The 21178-nt window shown below is 71.6% G+C and carries 18 protein-coding genes; 5 read left to right on the forward strand and 13 right to left on the reverse strand.

Annotated elements, in window-relative coordinates:
- Positions 1–163 precede the first annotated feature (163 nt).
- The 6 genes from cobT to OG352_RS07910 all read right to left on the reverse strand — a co-directional run bounded on the left by cobT (position 164) and on the right by OG352_RS07910 (position 9531).
- Positions 164–4330, reverse strand: coding sequence for a nicotinate-nucleotide--dimethylbenzimidazole phosphoribosyltransferase (gene cobT / locus OG352_RS07885; protein ID WP_329215666.1), 4167 nt, complete (start codon positions 4328–4330; stop codon positions 164–166).
- A 367-nt stretch (positions 4331–4697) separates the two neighbouring features.
- Positions 4698–5915, reverse strand: a complete 1218-nt coding sequence (gene cbiE / locus OG352_RS07890) for a precorrin-6y C5,15-methyltransferase (decarboxylating) subunit CbiE (protein ID WP_329215667.1) — start codon at positions 5913–5915, stop codon at positions 4698–4700.
- Positions 5916–6011: 96 nt separating this feature from the next.
- A complete protein-coding gene (locus tag OG352_RS07895) occupies positions 6012–6650 on the reverse strand; it encodes a GNAT family N-acetyltransferase (protein ID WP_329215668.1) in 639 nt (212 codons plus the stop codon).
- A 157-nt stretch (positions 6651–6807) separates the two neighbouring features.
- Positions 6808–7653 (reverse strand): MetQ/NlpA family ABC transporter substrate-binding protein, encoded by an 846-nt coding sequence (locus tag OG352_RS07900; protein ID WP_329215669.1) that lies wholly within the window; start codon positions 7651–7653, stop codon positions 6808–6810.
- A gap of 88 nt (positions 7654–7741) precedes the next feature.
- Positions 7742–8491 (reverse strand): methionine ABC transporter permease, encoded by a 750-nt coding sequence (locus tag OG352_RS07905; protein ID WP_329215670.1) that lies wholly within the window; start codon positions 8489–8491, stop codon positions 7742–7744.
- On the reverse strand, positions 8488–9531 hold the full coding sequence (locus tag OG352_RS07910) for a methionine ABC transporter ATP-binding protein (protein ID WP_329215671.1): 1044 nt from the start codon (positions 9529–9531) through the stop codon (positions 8488–8490). The genes OG352_RS07905 and OG352_RS07910 overlap by 4 nt, the downstream gene beginning before the upstream one ends.
- A 467-nt stretch (positions 9532–9998) precedes the next feature.
- Here OG352_RS07910 and OG352_RS07915 point away from each other — a divergent pair, with 467 nt between their 5' ends.
- Positions 9999–10358, forward strand: coding sequence for a hypothetical protein (locus OG352_RS07915; protein WP_329215672.1), 360 nt, complete (start codon positions 9999–10001; stop codon positions 10356–10358).
- A gap of 1 nt (position 10359) precedes the next feature.
- A complete protein-coding gene (locus tag OG352_RS07920; RefSeq protein ID WP_329215673.1) occupies positions 10360–10800 on the forward strand; it encodes a hypothetical protein in 441 nt (146 codons plus the stop codon).
- Here OG352_RS07920 and OG352_RS07925 read toward each other — a convergent pair.
- From OG352_RS07925 to OG352_RS07935, 3 genes are all read right to left on the reverse strand, one after another.
- Positions 10790–11287 (reverse strand): GNAT family N-acetyltransferase, encoded by a 498-nt coding sequence (locus tag OG352_RS07925; protein ID WP_329223752.1) that lies wholly within the window; start codon positions 11285–11287, stop codon positions 10790–10792. The two genes, OG352_RS07920 and OG352_RS07925, sit on opposite strands and share 11 nt — an antisense overlap.
- Before the next feature lie 45 nt (positions 11288–11332).
- Positions 11333–11839, reverse strand: a complete 507-nt coding sequence (locus tag OG352_RS07930; RefSeq protein ID WP_329215674.1) for an RNA polymerase sigma factor — start codon at positions 11837–11839, stop codon at positions 11333–11335.
- Positions 11840–11906: 67 nt separating this feature from the next.
- A complete protein-coding gene (locus OG352_RS07935) occupies positions 11907–13109 on the reverse strand; it encodes a glycerophosphodiester phosphodiesterase (RefSeq protein ID WP_329215675.1) in 1203 nt (400 codons plus the stop codon).
- A gap of 382 nt (positions 13110–13491) precedes the next feature.
- Between OG352_RS07935 and OG352_RS07940 the strand changes: the two genes are divergently transcribed.
- Positions 13492–14163 carry a lysophospholipid acyltransferase family protein gene (locus OG352_RS07940; protein ID WP_329223753.1) on the forward strand — a complete coding sequence of 224 codons (672 nt, stop codon included), beginning with the start codon at positions 13492–13494 and terminating at the stop codon, positions 14161–14163.
- Positions 14164–14218: 55 nt separating this feature from the next.
- Here the strand turns inward: OG352_RS07940 and OG352_RS07945 are convergent, their stop codons facing one another.
- From OG352_RS07945 to argH, 4 genes are all read right to left on the reverse strand, one after another.
- Positions 14219–15730, reverse strand: coding sequence for an MFS transporter (locus tag OG352_RS07945; protein WP_329215676.1), 1512 nt, complete (start codon positions 15728–15730; stop codon positions 14219–14221).
- A complete protein-coding gene (locus OG352_RS07950; protein ID WP_329215677.1) occupies positions 15727–16308 on the reverse strand; it encodes a TetR/AcrR family transcriptional regulator in 582 nt (193 codons plus the stop codon). The genes OG352_RS07945 and OG352_RS07950 overlap by 4 nt, the downstream gene beginning before the upstream one ends.
- Positions 16309–16412: 104 nt before the next feature.
- Complete coding sequence (locus OG352_RS07955) at positions 16413–17384, reverse strand: aldo/keto reductase (RefSeq protein ID WP_329215678.1); 972 nt, start codon at positions 17382–17384, stop codon at positions 16413–16415.
- 182 nt (positions 17385–17566) lie between these two features.
- On the reverse strand, positions 17567–19000 hold the full coding sequence (argH, locus tag OG352_RS07960; RefSeq protein ID WP_329215679.1) for an argininosuccinate lyase: 1434 nt from the start codon (positions 18998–19000) through the stop codon (positions 17567–17569).
- A gap of 434 nt (positions 19001–19434) precedes the next feature.
- Here argH and OG352_RS07965 point away from each other — a divergent pair, with 434 nt between their 5' ends.
- Entirely contained in the window at positions 19435–20343 is a 909-nt protein-coding gene (locus OG352_RS07965; protein ID WP_329215680.1) for a hypothetical protein, read from the forward strand.
- A gap of 163 nt (positions 20344–20506) precedes the next feature.
- The gene (locus tag OG352_RS07970; protein WP_329215681.1) at positions 20507–21088 is read left to right on the forward strand and encodes a pyridoxamine 5'-phosphate oxidase family protein; all 582 of its coding nucleotides are present in this window, start codon (positions 20507–20509) and stop codon (positions 21086–21088) included.
- The last annotated feature ends 90 nt before the right edge of the window (positions 21089–21178 follow it).

Consider the following 21178-nt stretch of genomic DNA (forward strand, 5'->3'; position numbering starts at 1 on the left):
GCGGGCAAGGGTGGGCGCTGCGGCTCTGGAGCGGCCCTGACGTGCAGATTTTAGGGGTGCGCTCAGCCTACGGCGGGGTCGGGGGGGCATGCAGGAGCGCAGACCCGCCGACCCCGGTGCGGGGCTACTACTCGGCGTAACTTCGCGGTGCTGCTTGTCGGCGCTACTTCTCGGTCACGCCCGCCGAGTCGAACGTCGCCACCTCGTGCATCGCTCGCGCCGTGCTCTGGACCAGGGGCAGGGCCAGCAGCGCGCCCGTGCCCTCGCCGAGGCGGAGGTCGAGGTCGACCAGGGGGCGCAGGCCCAGTTTGTTGAGGGCGGCCACGTGGCCCGGCTCCGCACTGCGGTGGCCGGCGATGCAGGCCGCGAGGACCTCGGGGGCGATGGCGCGGGCGACCAGGGCGGCGGCGCCGGCGCTGACGCCGTCCAGGATCACCGGCGTACGCAGGGACGCGCCGCCGAGGAGGAGGCCGACCATCGCCGCGTGTTCGAAGCCGCCGATCGCGGCCAGGACGCCGATGGGGTCGGCCGGGTCCGGCTGGTGGAGGTCCAGGGCGCGGCGGACGACCTCGGTCTTGCGGGCGAGGGTCTCGTCGTTGATGCCGGTGCCGCGGCCGGTGACCTCGGCCGGGTCGGCGCCCGTGAAGACCGAGATGAGGGCGGCGGACGCCGTCGTGTTCGCGATGCCCATCTCGCCCGTGAGCAGCGCCTTGTTGCCGGCCGCCACCAGATCGCGGGCGGTCTCGATGCCCACCTCGATGGCCTGCTTGGCCTCCTCGCGGGTCATCGCGGGGCCGGTGGTCATGTCGGACGTGCCCGCGCGGATCTTGCGGGGCAGCAGACCGGGGGTGGCGGGGAGTTCGCTGGCCACGCCGACGTCCACCACGCAGACCTCGGCGCCCACCTGGGTCGCGAAGGCGTTGCAGACCGCGCCGCCGCCGAGGAAGTTGGCGACCATCTGGGCCGTCACCTCCTGCGGCCAGGGGGTGACGCCCTGCGCGTGCACGCCGTGGTCGCCGGCGAAGATCGCGACGGCCGCGGGCTCCGGGATCGGCGGCGGGCACTGCCGGGACAGGCCGGACAACTGCGCGGAGATGATCTCCAGCATGCCGAGCGAGCCCGGCGGCTTCGTCATGCGCTTCTGCCGCTCCCAGGCCTCGCCGAGCGCCTTGGCGTCCAGCGGGCGCACGCTCGCGACGGTCTCGGCGAGCAGGTCGTGCGGGTCCTCGCCGGGCAGCGCGCGACGGCCGTACGTCTCCTCGTGGACGACCCACGACAGCGGGCGGCGCTTGGCCCAGCCCGCCTGCATCAGCTCGGGCTCCTCCGGGAACTCGTCGACGTAGCCGACGCACAGGTAGGCGACCACTTCGAGGTGCTCGGGCAGGCCGAGCGCGCGGACCATCTCACGCTCGTCGAAGAAGCTGACCCAGCCGACGCCGAGGCCCTCGGCGCGGGCGGCGAGCCACAGGTTCTCCACCGCGAGCGCGGAGGAGTACGGCGCCATCTGCGGCTGCGTGTGCCGGCCGAGGGTGTGGCGTCCGCCGCGGGTCGGGTCGGCGGTGACGACGATGTTCACCGGGGTGTCGAGGATGGCCTCGATCTTCATTTCCTTGAACTGCTTGGCCCGGCCCTTGGGGAGGGACTTCGCGTACGCGTCGCGCTGCCGGGTCGCCAGTTCGTGCATCGCGCGCCGGGTGTCGGCGGAGCGGATGACGACGAAGTCCCACGGCTGCGAATGCCCGACCGAGGGTGCGGTGTGGGCGGCCTCCAGAACGCGCAGCAGCACCTCGTGCGGGATCGGGTCGGCGCGGAAGCCGTTGCGGATGTCCCGGCGCTCCCGCATGACCTTCAGGACGGCCTCGCGCTCGGCGTCGTCGTACGGAGGCGCGGCGGGGCCGGTGGACTCGCGCGCTTCTTCCACTGCGGCCGGGCTCTCTTCCTGGTCGGCGGCCCTGGTGTCCAGGTCCTCCGCACTCTGTGCGACATCGGGGTGGACGACGGGGTCGACGATGTCTGCCGCGGCCGCGTGCTCCGCCTCCGGGGTCGCCGGGACGGGAGCGGGGTCGGAAGCGGGGTCGGCGCCGCGCGGGGCGGGAAGCGGGGCGGCGGGGGCGGGAGCGGGGGCGGGGGCGGGGGCGGGGGCGGGGGCGGGGGCGGGGGCCGTTTCGACTTCGGCGGCCTGCGGCTGTTCCGCCACCCCCTCGGTCGCCTCGGGGGCCGGCTGCTCCTCCGTGGAGGGCACGAGGGGGTGCGGCGGGGCCGGGACTAGGTGCGGGGTGGTGGGGGCTGCGCCTTCGACCGGCGTGAACTGGGCCAGGGACTGGTCCGGTTGGACTTCCAGGGGCTGGTCCGGGTGGTCGGCCAGGGGCTCGTCCTGGTCCGGCTGGTCCGGCTGGACGTCCAGGGGGGCGGGGGGCTCGGGGGACGCGAGGGGCTTGGGGGACGCGAGGGGTGCCTCGACGGGCGACTCCGCCGTCTCCGTCAGGGGCTCCGGTTCCGGCTCCGGCTCCGGGAGCGGGTGCGGTTCCGTCTCCGGTTCCGGGAGCGGGTGCGGTTCCGGCTCCGGTTCCGGCTCCGCGTGGGTTGCGGTGGGGGCGGGCTCCGGCTCGGCAACGGGGGGTGCGGGCTCGGGCTCCGCCTCCGCCGACGGGACCCGCTCCAGGCTGGGGGGCTCGTTGGCGGCCTCAGGCTCGAGGTCCGACTGCGGGGCCGGCTCGGGCTCCGCCTCCTGGGCGGTCGGCTCGGCGGGTGCCTCGGAGGCGTCGATGAGCTGGACGGCCTCGGGAGCGGCGGCGGGGATCTCCGGGTCGGGCACGGACGCCTCGACCTCAGCGGCGGGCGCTTCCTCCACGGGTGCCGGCGGTTCCGGCACCTCGGGGTGCACGATCCCCTCGGGCTCGGGAGCCTCAACGGCTTCGGGCACGGGGACGGGGACGGGGGTGGGCTCGGGGGTCTCGACCAGGTCGGGAACAGGGGCCTCGGGAGCGGCCTCCGGTGCGACGACGACGTCGGCGACCGGAACCACCGTCTCCGCCACCGGCGTCTCGGGGGCGGCGGGTGCCTCCGGGGCCTCGGTCGGCGTGGCGTCGACGTTCGCGTCGGGCTCCTGAGGCTGCGGCACCTCGGCAGGGCTCGCCTCAGCGACCTCGACCGCCTCCGCGACCTCCACCACCTCGACGACAGGCACCGCCTCGGCGACGGGCGCCTCCAGGGGGTTCGGCTCGGCAACGGCTACCGGCTCGGCCACCTCGGCCACCTCGACTACAGCTTCGACGGCTTCGGCCACCTCGGCCACGACCGGCTCAGCCGCCTGCGCGTCTTCGGGGGCGACGGCCGGTTCCTCCGCGGCCTCCGGTACCTCTGCCGCCTCCGGTGCCTGCGCCTCTCCCACCGGGTGTCCGACAGCGTCCGGCACTGCGGGGGTGTCCGGTCTCCCGTCGTCGCCGGAGACGGGAACGGCGACGGGGACCTCGGCCGCGTCCTGCCCGGCCTCGGCCACCGCACCCGCGGGAACGGGAGCCTCCTCGGCCTCCGCCATCATCGCGGCGCCGAGCAGCTCACCGGGGTCGACGACTCCGTACGTCTCGGCGGCTTCCGGAGTCGCGGCCTGGGCGTCGTACGCGTCGTCTTCCTGCTCCTGCGGGGCGGTCGCGGCGATCGCCGCCTCGGTCGCCACGCGGGAGACGACCGCCTGGGCGACGCCCACCGGCTCGGACATCGGCTCAGCCAACGGCTCGGCCTGCTGCGGCTGCGGGGCGGCTGCCGGAGCAACCGTTTCCGTGGCCGTCACCACGGGAGCGACCGGCGCCTGGGCGGGGGCCTGGACCGTGGCATGCGCGGTGCCCCAGGGGGACGCGCCCTGCGGGGGCATCTCGCGCAGGGGCGGGACGTCGAGGTACTCGGGGCCGGGCGCGGGCGGGCCGGGCTGGCGTACCGGCGCGCCGGCGGGGCCGCGGTCGGCGAGGGAACGGACCGGGCTGGCGGAGGTGTCGGGGATGGGCGGGCCGAGGTGCAGGGGACGGCGCGGTGCCGACTGGGGCGTCGACGGGCCGGGGAGGCGGACGGCGCTGAGGTCGACCGAACCGCTGTCGCGGCCGGCCGTCTCGTGCGGGCCCGGCTCGTGCACGGTCTCGACCACCGGTTCCGGCGCGGGCGGTGCCACCTCGTTGCCCCATGCGCTCTGGGCACCCGGCAGCAGCAACAGGTCTTCGTCCTCGGCGGTGGTCTCGGAGAGGTAGGTGTACGCACCGTGCGCGGGGGCGCCCGGCTGCTCCACCATGCCTGCGTTCTCCGGCAGTCCCTCGCCCGGGACCTGGCCGGTGTCGGTCATGCGTAACCCCTCGCCCATCGGTTAGTGCTTCTACGGCCGGCTCACCCGGAGCGGCGCACCGACCGCCCCGTAGTGAAGAACGAGCGTCCGTGCCCAGCGGCACGAACGACCCGCGCGAAAAAGCGACAAAGCCATTCAGTGGCATTGTCCCGGCCGCCGTCGCGTCGCGACAGCTTGATCCGCGACGCTCCGCTGTGGACTGCGCCACGTTGCGCGCCCACCGGTTCTGCCCTACCACACGGTTCCCAAAAGGGATGTGTTTTCCGGACATTGACCGACGAAGCGCCGGGCGAACGGAAGCGGTACGACGATCGGCCAGCCTACCGCGCGCGGTACGACAACAGGATCACGGGGAGGGCGGCGCAGGTCACGTCCGCCGGTCCGGCAGTACCCCGCTGAGCAGGAACGCGACGCTCCGTTCCGTCTCCGTCCAGGCCCGGGTGTCGAGTTCGACGGACTGGACGAGTGCGCACTCGACGCGGTAGCCGTGCTCGGACAGGTCGCGGCCCACGCGTTCGGCCGCGTCGCGGGTGGCCGCGTGGGTGACGATGCGCTGCGGGCGGCGGTCGGCGACCGCGGAGACGACGGCCGCTCCCCCGCCGCCGACCCGGACGACGTCCGGTTCGGGCAGGTTCTCCAGGACGTGCGGGGCGGTGCCGCGAACGATCTGCAACTGGACGCCGTGGCGGCGCGAGGAGGCGTCGGTGCGGCCGCACGCTTCCAGGTCCCGGTCGACGGCGATGACGGCGGCGCCCGCCCGCGCCGCCTCGGTGGCGAAGGCGCCGCTGCCGCAGCCGATGTCCCAGACGAGGTCGCCGACCCGCGGGCCGAGCCGGGCGAGTTGGGCCGCGCGCAGCAGCTCCCCCTCCCCCTCGCCGAGTCCGCCGCCGTACGCCTCGGTCGGCAGGGCCCAGCCGCGCGCGCCGGTGTCCGGGGCGCGGCCGGCGATCCAGCCGCTGTCGCCGGAGACGGCGAGCCCGGTGGGGCCGCCGATGACGATGACGACGTTGGGGTCGCGCCAGGTGTGGTCGGCGGCCTTGTCGGAGGTGACGACGCTGACCTGTTCGCGGGTGGTGCCGAGTTCCTCGCAGACCACGAAGGTGCGGTGCACGCCCTCCATGAGCAGGCCGAGCTCGGCGGGGCCGGCGCCCGGGGAGGTGAGGACGGCCACCTTGGTGTGGGCGCGGCACACGTTCACGGCGCGGCGCAGGGTGCGCCGGTGGGCGACGACCACCTGGGCGTCGTCCCAGGGCATGCCGGCCCGGGCGAAGGCGGCGGCGACGGCGGAGACGGCCGGGACGACCTCGACCTCGAGGCCGAACTCGGGTGCGCGCAGGGTGCGTACGACGCCGAAGAAGCCCGGGTCGCCGTCGGCGAAGACGACTGCCGTGCCGCGGTGGCCGGCGATGCGGCGGGCGGCGAGGGAGACGCTGCCGAGCCGGATGCGTTCCGCGGCGGGGGGTACCTCGGGCAGCGCCAGGTGGTGGGCGGCGCCGGCCACCAGCGTGGCGGCGCTCAGGGCCGAGCGGGCCGCGGCGGTCAGCGGCGAGCCGTCCCAGCCGATCACCGTGACGCGGTCGGCCATCGTCGTCAGTCTCCCCCGGGGTTCACGCAGGCAGCGGGCTCCGTGAGGGTACCTGGTCGGCCGGGCCGGGCGGCGGTGCCGGCGGCGGCCCCGGGGTCAGTTCCAGTCGGTGTACGACGGGTAGCCGCCGCTCTCCGCGAAGTGCTCGCCGGGGCCCTCCAGGTCCTCCGGGAGGAGGCTCCACACGATGTAGTCGGTGCGCACGTCGGTCCAGGTGCCGTCCTCGGCGCGGGCGTGCGCTATGCAGGCGCCCCGCAGGACGCCCTCGCTGATGCAGCCGATCTTCTGGGCGACCTGCTGGGAGGCGGTGTTGTCGGCGGCCGTGCGCAGTTCGATGCGTTCGAGCTTCTGGTCGGTGAGCAGCCAGCGGGAGGTGGCCAGCGCCGCCTCGGCGGCGTAGCCCTCGCCGCGCGCCCAGGGGGCGATGATGTACGACAGCTCGGTGGAGCGGATATGCCAGTTGGTCTTGGTCAGTTGGACGATGCCGACCAGGCGCTGGGTGAGGAACTCGGTGACGGCGAGGTCGAGGCCGCGTCCGGTGGTGCGTTCGGCGGGGGCGTACTCGGTGATCCAGCGGCGGGCGGCGGCCCGGCTGAAGGGCTGGGGCACGGCCGTCCAGGCGCCGACCTGCTCGTCGTTCATCATGTCGGCCAGGGCGGGCACGTCGTCCTCGTCGAGGGGACGCAGCACCAACCGCTCCGTGCTGATGGAGATGTTGGGGAAGGTGCTCGTCATGAAGCCGCTCCGTAGCCTTCGAAACCGTCAGGGCCCGACCTGCTGGGCCGTCAGGGCCTGCTGAACTGCCCAGCATGCAGCATGCGAGCACCGCACCGCACCACGGGGTCCACACCGGGTGAAGGTGTGGACCCCGTGGTCCTGCAGGGCAGTTGGCTCAGAAAGAGGCGATGACGGAGCCCGCGTACTTGTCCTGGATGAACTTCTTGACCTCGGGCGAGGTGAGGAGCTTCGCGAGCTTCTTGACGCGCGGGTCGCTCTCGTCGCCCTTCTTCACGGCGAGGAAGTTGCCGTACGGGTTGTCCTTGGCGGACTCGAGGACGAGGGCGTCCGAGGCGGGCTTGAGGTCGGCCTCGATGGCGTAGTTGCCGTTGATGACGGCGGCGTCCACGTCGTCCAGGGAGCGCGGGGTCTGGGCCGCCTCCAGCTCCTTGAACTCGAGCTTCTTCGGGTTCGCGGTGATGTCCGCCGGGGTCGCCTCGTTGCCCGCGCCGGCCTTGAGGGTGATGAGCCCGTTCGCGGCGAGCAGCTTGAGGGCGCGGGCCTCGTTGACGCTGTCGTTCGGGACGGCGATCGTCGCGCCGCTCTTCAGGGCGTCGGCGCTCTTGACCTTGTGGGAGTAGAGGCCGAGCGGCTCCAGGTGGACCGTGACGACGGGCACGATGTGGGTGCCGTTCTTCTTGTTGAAGTCGTCGAGGTACGGCTGGTTCTGGAAGTAGTTGGCGCCGACCGAGCCGTCCTCCGTCGCCGTGTTCGGCGTGACGTAGTCGGTGAACTCCTTGACCTCCAGGTCGAGGCCCGCCTTCTTCGCCAGGTTGTCCTTGACGAAGTTCAGGATCTCGGCGTGCGGGGTCGGGCTCGCGGCGACGATCAGCGGGCCGCTGGTGTCGGAGGTGGAGGCGGAGGCGGAGGTGGAGCCCTTGTCCGAGCCGCAGGCGGTGAGTCCGAGGGTGAGGGCTCCGGCGGCGAGGACGGCGGTGGTGAATTTGGCGGTGTTACGCACGAAAAGTGCCTTTCCTGTGGTGGTGCGTCCCCGTGATGGGTGGACGGGGGGTTTGGGAGAAGGGATGGGGAGGAGGGAGGTGTGCGGGTCAGGCGACCTTGCCGATGTCCGCGGTCGCCGGCTCGTTCGCCTTCGCCTTCGCCTTCAGGAGGCGGAGCCTGGGCGCGGGACCGGAACGGCCGCCGCGGCGGTGCAGGGAGCGGGCCGCGTGGTCGCCGGCGAACTGGATGAGCGAGATGACGACGGCGAGGATCGCCACCGTGATCCACATCAGCTCGGTCTCGAAGCGCTGGTAGCCGTAGCGGATGGCGATGTCGCCGAGGCCGCCGGCGCCGACCGTGCCGGCCATGGCGGAGTAGCCGATGAGGGCGACGATCGTGGTGGTGGTGCTGGCGATGAGCGAGGGCAGGGACTCCGGTACGAGGACCTTGCGCACGATCGTCCAGGTGTTGCCGCCCATCGCCTGGACGGCCTCGACGAGCCCGCCGTCCACTTCGCGGACAGCCGTCTCGACCAGGCGCGCGAAGAACGGGATGGCCCCGATGGCCAGCGGCACGATCGCGGCCTCGCGGCCGATGGTCGTCCCGGTGATCGTGCGGGTGAAGTTCATCAGCGCGACCATCAGGATGATGAACGGCATCGAGCGGGCGATGTTCACGACCTGCCCGAGCACCCGGTTGGCGACGAGGTTCTGCAGCAGCCCGCCCCGGTCGGTCAGGACCAGCAGGACGCCGAGCGGAAGGCCGCCGACGACGGCGATGAGCGTGGACCAGCCGACCATGTAGAGGGTGTCCCAACACGCCTGGGACAGCAGGGGCTGCATCTCCGACCAGGTCACTCGGCACCGCCCTTCAGCGGTACGGGCTCCTGGGCCGCGTGGTCCACGACGTCGATCTGCAGGCCCTGTTCGCGCAGGAAGCCGATCGGCACGACGTTGTCCTCGTAGCGGCCGGGCAGTTCGATGCGCATGCGGCCGACCTGGAGTCCGGCGACGGTGTCGATGGCGGCGCCGAGGATCGAGATGTCGATGTTGTAGGTGCGCGAGAGCTGGGAGATGACGGGCTGGGTGGCCCTCTCGCCGCGGAAGGTGACGTCGATGACGGTGCGGTCGTCGCCGGTGGCTTCGCCGCCGACCGGGAAGAGCGCGGCGGCCAGTTCGGAGCCGGGGGTGGCGAGCAGCTCGCTGACCGTGCCGGACTCGACGACGCGGCCGTTCTCCATGAGCGCGGCGGAGTCGCAGATCGACTTCACGACGTCCATCTCGTGGGTGATGAGCAGCACGGTCAGGCCCAGTTGGCGGTTCAGGTCGCGCAGCAGCCGGAGGATGGAGCGGGTGGTCTCCGGGTCGAGGGCGCTGGTGGCCTCGTCGGAGAGGAGCACCTTCGGGTCGCCGGCGAGGGCGCGGGCGATGCCGACGCGCTGCTTCTGGCCGCCGGAGAGCTGGGCGGGGAAGGACTTCGCCTTGTCGGCGAGACCGACGAGGTCGAGCAGCTCCAGCGCCTTGCGGGAACGTTCCTTCCCTGAGCCGCCGAGGATCTCCAGGGGCAGTTCGACGTTGTCCTGCACGGTCCGTGAGGACAGCAGGTTGAAGTGCTGGAAGACCATGCCGATCCGGCTGCGGGCCTGCCGCAGCTCCTTGCCGGCGCGGGGTCCGCGTCCGGCGAGCGCGGTGAGGTCCTGTCCGGCGACGGTGACCGTGCCGGCGGTGGGGCGCTCCAGGAGGTTGATGCAGCGGATCAGCGAGGACTTGCCGGCGCCGGACTGGCCGATGACGCCGTACACCTCGCCTTCGCGGACGTGCAGGTCGACGCCGTCGAGGGCGGTGACCGCACGGCCGCGCGAGCGGTAGACCTTGGTGAGGCCCGTGGTGGTGATCACGTGGATTTCCGTCACTGTCGAGTGCGCGGGCGTGGGTGTGCCCGGGCGCACGGGTGCAGGGGCATGCAGGGCTGTCAGGGACGCGACACGGTTCTCGCTGTGGCGGTGAACCGGGGAGAAACATGTGCGCGGGGCGCGGCTCGTGTCACGTACGGCGGACATGCGGCGTACGGACGTGCCACGGCGTCTCGCTTCGGGGCGCGAGCTCGGGGGTGGTGCGGGGGCCCTCTAGAAGGCGCGCATTCGACACAGACAACGAGCACCGGGCGTCATGGTCGCCTCGGTCGCAAGGGTGCGGCTGCTCGTCGTGGTCATGAGCATCAGTAAACCAGACGTACGGTCCTGACCAGGATCCCGCTGTCCGGATGCTGGACAGTCGTGGACAGGTCGCGGCCGACGCCACGGTCGCCGTCGGGCCGCGCGGGGCCGGGAGCGGGGGGCCGATTACGCCGTAATAAGGTCGCTGCATGCTTGATGCCCTGACGCTGGTGACCGGCGTCGCCGCGTTGCTGCTCGCCGCCTGGTGCGGCTGGGCCGCCTACCGTGACCAGCCGACGAAGGACTGGCACTTCATCGGTATGGCCGTGGTCTCGCTGCTGGCCACGGTCCAGCTGGTGGTCGGCATCGTGCAACTGGCGCGGGGCGAGAAGCCGGAGCAGGGCACGACGATCTTCGTGGCGTATCTGCTGGGCGCGTTCGCGTGTGTGCCGACGGCGGGGTTCATGTCGCTGGCCGAGCGGACCCGCTGGGGTTCGGTGACGGTCGCCGCGGGCGGTGTGGTGCTCGCCGTGCTGGAGGTGCGGCTCTATGACATCTGGGGAGGCTGAGATGACGGTGGCACAGGAGAAGCCGGCCCGGCTGATCGGTGGGCCGGGGATGCTGCTGCTGTGGTTCTACGGCGTGATGGTGGTCGGGGCCGTGTCGCGGTCGGTGTACCAGATCGCGACGGAGTTCGACCGGGCGCCGCTGTCGTACACGCTGTCCGCGGTGGCGGGGGTCGTCTACGGGTTCATCACGTACTCGCTGGTCCGGGGCGGAGAGACGGCGAGGCGGGCGGCGCAGGTCTGCTGCGCCGCCGAGCTCGCGGGAGTGCTGATCGTCGGTACCTGGACCCTGATCGAGCCGTCCGCCTTCCACGACACGACCGTGTGGTCGGACTACGGGATGGGGTACGTGTTCATCCCCGTGCTGCTGCCGCTGTCCGCCCTGTACTGGCTGCGGAAGTCCCGTACGGCCACCACCGCAAGCACCCCTGCCGCTACGCGGTAGCCGCGTACTCGCCCGCCTGCTTCTCCAGGACGATCATCAGGACGCCGTCGGTGCCCTCGGAGGTGCCGACCGTCTCGTAGCCGACGCGGCGGTAGAGGCGGAGGTTGCCCTCGCTGCGGTGGCCGGTGAAGAGGCGGAACTTCTTGGCGCCGCGTTCCTCGGCGAGCGCCGACTCGGCCGCGCGCAGCAGTCTCGCGCCGATGCCGTGGCCCTGGAGGCGGGGGTGGACGCAGAGGCTGCCGATGGCGGCGGCGCCGTCCTCGGTGAGGCTGCCGCGTACGGAGCCGATCACCTCGTCGCCGAGGCGGGCCACGAAGACGCAGTCGGTGGCGAGTTCCTGCCGGACCGAGTCGAGGGTCTGGACGAGCGGGGCGATGCGGTAGTTGCCGTACAGCGCGGCTTCACTCTGGAAGCACAGGTACTGCAGCCTGAAGATCTGCTCTACATCCTGCTCGGTCGCCACCGAGATGGTCACGCTCATGCCCATGTGCGCACGCCTCCCGCTCACCTGATCGTCTGTGGTCCTTCACTCCTATCCCCGCACTCCGCGAGCCGCAACCTCCGGCGTCAGCAAACGTCGAAGACATCCCAGACATCTGGAACGTTCCGGGCCGAGACTGCCCTGTGAGATACCCAACTCCCCCGCGATCTCGCGGTAGGTGAGGTCCTCGGGCGAGAGGAGCGCCTGCAGGAGCCGGGAGCAGCGGCCGGGGAGGCGGTGCACGGCCTCGCGCAGCGCGCGGTGCCGTGCGGCGGTGAGGGCGAGCTGCTCGGGGCCGCGGTCGGCGTCGTCGGCGGGCTCGCTCTGGTACGGCAGTTCGCGGCGGGTCGTACGGCGGGTGCGGCGGACCTCGGCGCGGACGGCCCGGCGCAGCCAGCCCTGCGGGTCGAGGGGCGGGCCGTCGGTGGCGAGGTGCTCCAGGAGGCGGAGCCAGACCGCCTGTTCCAGGTCTGCGGGTTCGGTCCCGGTGGCGTGGGCCTCGGCGGAGGCCTCCGCGGTGAGCAGCGGGCGCAGGGTGGCGAGCAGGTCGTTCGTCATATGCCACACGATGCGGCCGCCCGGGCGGCTGGTTGCCCGGGCGGCCGACTGTCACTCCAACGGGGACTCAGCCGTTGACGAAGTCCGCGCGGGCCAGGAGGCCCGTGTCCGCGTTGTCGGTGAAGACGCCGTCGATGCCGGTCGCGAAGTAGGTGCGGTAGGCGCCGAACACGTCGCCGTAGGCGTCCGCGTCCGAGCCCCTGCGGAAGTTCGCGGGAAGGAAGGGGTTCTCGTTGCGCATGGTGTACGGGTGCAGGATCAGGCCGACCGCGTGGGCGTCCTTCACCAGGGTGGTCGGGGTGGTGAGGTTGCCGGCCGCGTCCTTCGGGATGACCAGGTCGAGGGTGGGGCCGATGCCCTGGGCATAGCCGGCGATCTCCCTGAGGCCCGCCCGGGTGACGAGGTCGGCGACCGTGCGCGGGTCGCCCGCCTCGACGAAGTCCCAGGGGCGGGAGTCCGCGCTCGACAGGAGCACGACGAGGGGGTTGTCGACCAGCTTGTTCAGGCGCTGGATGCTGCCGGGCTCGAAGGACTGCAGGATGACCGGCGAGTTCTTCTTGTCCTTGCCGTGCTTGTGCAGCAGCTTGGCGACCCGTTCCTCCAGGCCGAGGCCCAGCTTGCGGAAGTAGGTGGGGTGCTTGGTCTCGGGGTAGATCCAGACCTGCTTGCCGCGCTTACGGGTCTGCTCGTCCTGCCACTTCAGGACTTCCTCGAAGGTGGGGATCTGCCAGCGGCCGTTGTAGAGCGTGTTGTGCGGGCGGTTGGCCGGGATGCGCTCGATCGCGCGCAGTCTCTTCAGCTCGGCGAGCGTGAAGTCCTCGGTGAACCAGCCGGTCGTGGGGATGCCGTCGAGCACCTTCGTCGTCCTGCGGGCGGCGAACTCGGGGTGGTCGGCGACGTCCGTGGTGCCGCCGATCTCCGGCTCGTGCCGGCAGACCAGGTGGCCGTCCTTGGTGGGGACGAGGTCGCCGGCCTCGACGATGTCGGCGCCCAGGTCGAGGGCCAGTTGGTACGAGCCGAAGGTGTGCTCGGGGCGGTAGCCGCTGGCGCCGCGGTGACCGATGATCGTCGGCACGGGCAGGCTCTTCAGGCCGCCGCCGTGACCGCCGTCATGGCCGCCGCCGGTCCGGGGCTCGGCGGCTCGTGCGGTGCCCGACAGGCCGAGGACGCTTCCGGTGGCGCCGAACATCGCCGCGCCGAGCAGTGCCCGCCGTCCGGTTCCGCTCACGTTCGCCTGCTGGTTCGACTCCTGCGCGTCCTGCGTTCCCATGAGGGCCTCCCGACCGTCGGTTCGTGCATGCGCGCCGATCGTAGGGGCGTGGACATGACCGTCGGGAGACCTCGGCCCCAACACGCGGGTGACGGTGGATGGCGGGTGCCGTACGACCCGTAGGACCCGTAGGACCCGTAGGACCCGCTAAGACCGTCCGGCGGTCATCCGGCGGGTATCGCGCGGTCGTTCGCCACGTTCCGCCCAGGTGACGGGCCGGAGACGGGCGGGAGACCGGCGGGTGTCGGTACCGCCGTACAGGTAAACGTACGTCAACAATGCGTAAGACCTGGGTGACCCGATGTGCGCCACCCCCTCCGCCGCGAGTATCGTCCTCACCTGCACAGACTCATACCGTTTTCCCTTGACACCGGAGGGCTCGTTGTCCCGCTTCGTGCTCATCAAGGCAGTGCTCGGACCGATCATGCGCCTGATGTTCCGCCCACGGGTGGAGGGTGCGGAGCACATCCCGGGCGACGGCCCGGTCATCCTGGCCGGCAACCACCTGACCTTCATCGACTCGATGATCCTGCCGCTCGTGTGCGACCGGCAGGTCTTCTTCATCGGCAAGGACGAGTACGTCACCGGCAAGAGCCTCAAGGGCCGCCTCATGGCCTGGTTCTTCACCGGGGTCGGCATGATCCCGGTGGACCGCGACGGCGGACGCGGGGGCGTGGCCGCGCTGATGACCGGGCGGCGGGTGCTGGAGGAGGGCAAGGTCTTCGGGATCTACCCCGAGGGCACTCGGTCGCCCGACGGCCGGCTGTACCGGGGGCGTACTGGCATCGCGCGGCTGACGTTGATGACGGGTGCGCCTGTCGTTCCCTTCGCGATGATCGGCACGGACAAGTTGCAGCCGGGCGGGGCTGGGATGCCGCGGCCGGGGCGGGTCACCGTCCGGTTCGGTGAGGCGATGGAGTTCTCGCGGTACGACGGGATGGGGCGGGACCGGTATGTGCTGCGCGCTGTGACGGACTCTGTGATGACTGAGGTCATGCGGTTGTCCGGGCAGGAGTATGTGGACATGTATGCGACCAAAGCCAAGGTCGCGTAGAGGTTGTACGTCGGGTGCAGGTGCTTCGTGGTTGCTCGCGCCGTTCCCCGCGCCCCTAAAGGCGTTGCCCGCGCAGTAGGAACCAAGCCGCCGTTGCGGTAGCGAGCAGCACGATCGCGCCTGCGCCCGCTGCCAGCGTGAGGCCGTCCACGAAGGCTTCTCTCGCCGATGACAGCAATGCCTCGCCCGTTGCTGTCGGCAGATGGCCTGCTGCTTCCACCGCGCCGCCCAGGGAGTCGTGGGCGGACGTTGGTGTGCCTGGCGGGGACGGGAAGCCTCTGTACACGCCGGTGACGATCGAGCCGAGTACGGCGATGCCCAGGGCCGCGCCGAGTTCGTAGGCCGTCTCGGAGACCGCGGAGGCCGAGCCCGCCTGGTCCTTCGGTACCGAGCTCAGGATGACGTCGGCCGTCACCGTGAAGGAGAAGCCGGCGCCCACGCCGACCATCAGCAGGGCGGCTCCCAGCAGGGGGTAGCCGGTGGACTGGGTGATCGTCGTCAGGGCGGCCAGGGCCAGGCCGATCGCCGCGAGGCCGCCGGAGACCACGGCCCGCACCGAGAAGCGGCGGGCCGTGCGGCCCGCGATCAGACCGGCCGCCACCGCGCCGACCGCGGCGGGCAGTTCGGCCAGGCCGGCCTCGAACGGCCGTCTGCCCTGGACGAGTTGCAGGTACTGGGAGAGGAAGAAGATCAGGCCGGACAGGCCCAGGACGGTCAGCAGGTCGGCCAGGACCGCGCCGCTGAAGCCGCGGTTGCGGAACAGCCGCATGTCCAACAGGGGTGCCGGGAGAGTCAGTTGGCGGCGGATGAAGCCGTACAGCGCTGCCGCGCCCAGCAGGCCGGCGCCGAGTGAGGCCCAAGTGAGGCCGTGTGTGGCGGCCTCCTTGACGGCGTAGACGATGCCGATCAGGCCGACGAGGGACAGGACCACGCTCGCCAGGTCCCACGGGCCCGGGTTCGGGGTGCGGGACTCGGGGAGCGTTCTGATGCCGACGACGATCAGGACGACCATCACGGGCAGGTTGATGAGGAAGACCGAGCCCCACCAGAAGTGTTCGAGGAGGAAACCGCCCACGACGGGGCCGACCGCGGTGCCCGCGGAGGCCGTCGCGCCCCAGATGCCCACCGCCAGGCTGCGTTCGCGCGGGTCGTGGAAGAGGATGCGGATCAGGGCGAGGGTGGCGGGCATGAGGGCCGCGCCGGCCACGCCGAGCAGAGCGCGGGCCGCGATCATCAGCTCCGGGGTCGTCGCGTAGGCGTTGAGGACCGATATCAGCCCGAACGCGGTGGCGCCGATGAGCAGGATCCGCTTGCGGCCGATGCGGTCGCCGAGGCTGCCCATCGAGACGAGCAGACCGGCGATGACGAAGGAGTAGACGTCGCCGATCCACAGGAGCTGGGTGCCGGAGGGCTGGAGATCCTCGCTGATGTAGGGGGTCGCGAGACCGAGGACGGTCGCGTCGACGGCCACCAGCAGCACGCCGAGCACGAGGACGGAGAGCGCGAGCCAACGGTCCGGACGCTTCACCGCCTCCGTCGTGGTCGCCGGCCGCAGGGCGCTGGTCATGATTCCTCTCTCTGCCGTTCGGGATTCTGTGGTGCGGGATGGCGTAGGGCTCCGCCCAGGAGCAGTTCGGCGGTCATGTGCTGGAAGTCCCTGGGGGCGCCCTTGCCGCTCTGCACCAGCCAGGCGGCGGAGGCCAGCAGGCCGTACAGCGCCTCGGTGAGCCAGGCGGGCGTGAGGTCGATGCGGAACGCGCCGTCCTGCTGTCCGCGCCGGAACAGGGCGGAGATCCGGTCGTCGATCCGGGTCCAGCCCGGGTGCTGTTCCTCGCCCTCGAACAACTGGTTCTCGGTGTAGAGGAAGGCGAGCAGGCCGGCGGCGGACTCGATCTCCCCGACCAGGCGGCGTACGGCGTCGTCGGCCGGGCCCTCGTCCAGCCGGGCCGCGTCCAGCGCGTTCTCGCACTCCGCGATGCCGAGTGCCTCCAGGGCTCGGACGAGCGCGTCGCGCCCGGCGAAGTGCCGGTGCAGCGTGGCGCGGCTGATCCCGGCCGCCTTGGCGACCTCGTCCATCGTCGTGGTGGAGGTGCGGGTCAGCAGAGCGGCGGCGCTGCGCAGTATGTGGTCACGGTCGACGGCCATGAGACAACCATAGCTCATGTGAGACACCGGTGTCTCATCCTGGGCGTGTAAGGCTCACCGTCGTCGGCCGTGTGGGGTGCGGATGCGCGGGTGTGCGGGTTTTCTCAGTGCCAGGGCAGGCTGCCGCGGCGCTCCCAGTACGTCCGCGGGTCCTCCGCCAGCGTGGACAGCCGGTCGAGCTGGTCGTCGTCGAGGTCCACGGCCGCCGCGTGCAGGTTGGAGGCGAGCTGGGCGGCGGTCGCCGCGCCGGAGAGGACGACGCCGGCCCAGGGCCGGCGCAGGATCAGGGCGAGGGCGACCGCGTCGCAGCCGAGGGACGTCTCTCCCGCGACGGTCTTCAGGGCGTCCGGCGCGTACGGCTCCGCGAGGCGGCCGTTGGCCATGCCCTCCTTCACGATCACCGTGAGTCCGGCGTCGTGGGCCTCGGTGAGGGCGGGGCCGGCCGAGGTCTCCAGGGCGTTGTACGTCGACTGGACGGTACGGAAGAGGGGCTCGCCGTCGACCGTCACGGCGAGGGCGGCGCGGATGGCGGCGGCCTGGGCGGGGCCGCTGGTGGAGAAGCCGACGGTGAGGCCCTGGGCGGCGGCTTCGGCCAGCTTCGCGTGGAGTTCCTTGTCGGTGAGGGCCGGGCTGTCCGGGGTCACCGAGTGGATCTGGTAGAGGTCGAGCCGGTCGCCGAGGAGTTCGGCCGTCTCGGCGCGCTGCCGTGCGTACGTCGCGAGGCCGTGGTCCTTGACCTCGTGCTTCTCCGCGTCCGTGGTCCAGTCGGCGGTGTAGGTGTAGCCCCACTTGCTGCCTACGACGATGTCGTCGACGTCGGGCCTGGCCCGCAGCCAGTCGGCGAGGAACTCCTCGGAGCGGCCGTAGGAGCGGGCCGCGTCGAAGTAGCGGACGCCCTGGGCGTAGGCGGCGTCGAGGAGTTCGTGGGTGCGGGTGCGCAGCGTCTCCACGCTGCGGTCGTCTCCGAGGTCCTGGTCGCGGCCGAGGTTGATGTAGCCGGGGCGGGCTACTGCGGCGAGCCCGAAGCCGAGGTGGCAGGTGGGGGTTGTCGCTGAGGCCAGTCGGGCAAAGGGCATCGCGGGCTCCGATCGGTCGACTCCGGTGCGGCTTCGACCAACGTAACCCGCGACGACCTTCGGTGATGCGAGGGCGCCTGATAGCTCGGCTTGTTCGGTGCTTCGGCGGGTGCGGGTGCGTTGTGGCTTGTCGCGCCCACGCGGCGGAGCCGCAAATCGATACAGCCCCGCGCGCCTGGGAGTCACCGCTTGTTCTTGGCCGTCGCCCATTCTTGCTGGGTTGCCACGTTCGTCTTGAGCTCTGCCAGTTGGACGGCTACCGCGCTGGGGGCTGTGCCGCCGCGGGCGTTGCGGGAGGCCAGGGCGCCGGGGACGTTGAGGACCGAACGGACCTCGGGGGTGAGGTGCGCGGAGATCTTCGCGAACTGCTCGTCGGTGAGGCCGTCGAGCTCCTTGCCGTCGGCCTCGGCGACCTTGACGCACTCGCCGGCCACCTCGTGCGCGACGCGGAACGGCACGCCCTGCTTGACCAGCCACTCGGCGATGTCGGTGGCGAGGGAGAAGCCGGCCGGGGCCAGTTCCTCCATGCGCTCGCGGTGGATCGTGAGGGTGGCGACCATGCCGGTGAAGGCGGGGAGCAGGACCTCGAGTTGGTCGCAGGAGTCGAAGACCGGCTCCTTGTCCTCCTGGAGGTCGCGGTTGTACGCGAGGGGGAGGGCCTTGAGGGTGGCCATGAGGCCGGTCAGGTTGCCGATCAGGCGGCCGGACTTGCCGCGCGCCAGCTCGGCGATGTCGGGGTTCTTCTTCTGCGGCATGATCGACGAGCCCGTGGAGAACGCGTCGTGCAGCGTCACGAAGGAGAACTCCTTCGTGTTCCAGATGATGATCTCCTCGGAGATCCGGGAGAGGTTCACGCCGATCATCGCGGTGATGAAGGCGAACTCGGCGACGAAGTCGCGGGAGGCCGTGCCGTCGATGGAGTTGCCGACGCTGCCGTGCTCGAAGCCGAGGTCCGCGGCCACCGCCTCCGGGTCCAGGCCGAGGGAGGAGCCCGCCAGGGCGCCCGAGCCGTACGGCGAGACGGCCGTGCGCTCGTCCCACTGGCGCAGCCGCTCGGCGTCCCGGGACAGGGACTGGACGTGGGCCAGGACATGGTGGGCGAAGAGCACCGGCTGGGCGTGCTGGAGGTGGGTGCGGCCGGGCATCGCCACGTCCGGGTGGGCCTCGGCCAGGCCGATCAGGGCCTCCTGGAGGTCGGCGATCAGGCCGCCGACGATCCGGGCGTGATCGCGCAGGTACATCCGGAAGAGGGTGGCGACCTGGTCGTTGCGGGAGCGGCCGGCGCGCAGCTTGCCGCCGAGGTCGGCGCCGAGGCGCTCCAGGAGGCCGCGCTCCAGGGCGGTGTGGACGTCCTCGTCGGCGATCGTGCCGACGAAGGAGCCGTCGGCGACGTCCGCCTCGAGCTGGTCGAGCCCGCCGATCATCCGGGCCAGCTCGTCCTCGGTGAGCAGGTCCGCCTTGTGCAGCACGCGCGCGTGGGCACGCGAACCGGCGATGTCGTAGGGCGCGAGCCGCCAGTCGAAGTGGACGGACGCGGACAGCTTCGCCAGGGCCTCGGCGGGGCCGTCGGCGAAACGGCCGCCCCAGAGCCGTACGTCACCGCTGTTGCTGCTCACTTGCGTCGCTCCTAGAGATGGTGTGGATGAGGTGGCCTCAGACCCTGAGATCTTCGCAGGTCCACCCGAGGTTCCCGGCAGGCTCAGCCCGCAGCACACGCCGTGCCGCGAGTCCTTGGCGTCGACCACGACGGCCACGACGGCCACGACCTCGGCGCCCGTCTCCTCGGCGATCCACGGCTTCTCCTCGCGGTGCGTTCACTGACCCCGCCTGCATGCATGAGTATGCAGAGTCATGCATGATTCGTCAATCCGTTGCCGCCGGGCCCCCTCGCCCCTCCCCTGTCCGGTTCCCGGCCCCGCCCCCTGTCCGGTTCCCGATCGGGAGAAGTTTTTGGCTGCGCTTTGAACAACGACAACCGCTTGCCCGTACTCACGACTGAACGCCGGCGCCGCGTTTGCACACCCACCCCAGACCCAAGTGAGGCATCCGCATGTCCAGGGCTCTTCCGAAGTACAACAAGCGTCGCGTAGTGATCATCGGGGCGGCCGCCGCTCTGGCGCTGACCGGTGCGGTGGTCGTCAACTCCGCCCTCGCCGGGGAGCCGTCCAAGAGCAGCGGCACGACCAACGCCAAGACCCTCGCCAGCCCCGGCACCATCTCGTGCCCGGACGTGGCCTCGAAGTTGCCCGCGATCCCCGCCACCGCGCAGGCCGAGGTGGACCGGAACCTCGCGCTGCTCCAGACCCAGATCGACGAGGCCAACAAGCGGCTCGTCGACACCGTCGGCCAGGGCGGCGCCAACTTCGTGCAGAACGCGATCCTCGGCCCGCTGGAGGACAAGCGCGTCGCGACCGTCAACCGCATCGCCACCGCCATCGGCCGCACCGCCGACAAGCCGCAGGGCCTCGACGCCCTCGCGCCGTGCGCCCTCGACGCCGGCGGCGTCGCGGACACCGGCGACCAGGCGGGTACCGGTGGGGAAGCGGGCGCAGGAGCGGGTGCGGGTGCCGGGGCCGAGGCGGGTGCCGGCGACGCCGCCACCGAGCCGGCCACCGGCGGAGACGCCGCGGGTGAGGCCGCCGGTGACGCGGCGGGCAACGCCGGTGTCGGCACGATCACCTGCCCGGACGTGGCCTCGCAGCTCCCCGCGATCCCCGCCACCGCGCAGGCCGAGGTCGACCGCAACCTGACGCTGCTCCAGACCCAGATCAACGAGGCCAACAAGCGGCTCGTCGACACCGTCGGCCAGGGCGGCGCCAACTTCGTGCAGAACGCGATCCTCGGCCCACTGGAGGACAAGCGCGTCGCGACCGTCAACCGCATCGCCACCGCCATCGGCCGCACCGCCGACAAGCCGCAGGGCCTCGACGCCCTCGCGGCCTGCACGTTGAACAAGTGACGTGACAGGCACGGTGGCCGCCCCGAGAGAAGCGCCGTCCGGGGCGGCCACCGTGGCGTACCCGCAGCTCCACAGCTGCACAGCCTCACAACTCCACAGCTTCACAAGGGGAATCGCGCATTTCCTTAGACGTGCGAAAGGCTTTCCCGGATCATCGTGAGACATGGGAAAGACCTACGAGCGCATCGACGGAAGGCTCCGTAAGTTCATCGAGGAGCAGCCCCTCTTCTTCACCGCGACCGCGCCCCTGTCCGGCGACGGCACGGTCAACCTCTCCCCCAAAGGCCTCAAGGGCTCGTTCGCCGTGCTCGACGAACACACCGTGGCCTACCTGGACTTCGCCGGATCCACCGCGGAGACCATCGCGCACCTGCGCGAGAACGGCCGGATCACGCTGATGTGGTGCGCCTTCCAGGGGCCGCCGAACATCGTGCGGGTGCACGGCCGCGGCGAGCCGGTCTTCCGTGACGACCCCCGCTTCCGGGAGTTCCTCGCCCACTTCGCCGGCATCGACCCGGCCTCGCACGGACTGCGCGCGATCATCGTCGTGCACGCCGAACTCGTGCGGGACAGCTGTGGGTTCGCAGTGCCGTTCATGACGTACGACGAGGACCGCGCGCTGCATGGGCAGCGCTTCGCGCGGGAGGACGACGCGTCACTCAACGCGTACTTCACGAACAAGGAGCACATCGCCACGAGCCTGGACGGACTGCCCGGACTGCCGTTGCCCATGCGTCCCATTTGACACGTATGCACTATGTGTAGAGACAGTGAACAGATGCGCCTGTTGGGGCATTTGACGGAATTCACCCTTCCGCCGCTCTCGTCCCCTACC

This window comes from Streptomyces sp. NBC_01485, from assembly GCF_036227125.1.
GTDB lineage: Bacteria > Actinomycetota > Actinomycetes > Streptomycetales > Streptomycetaceae > Streptomyces.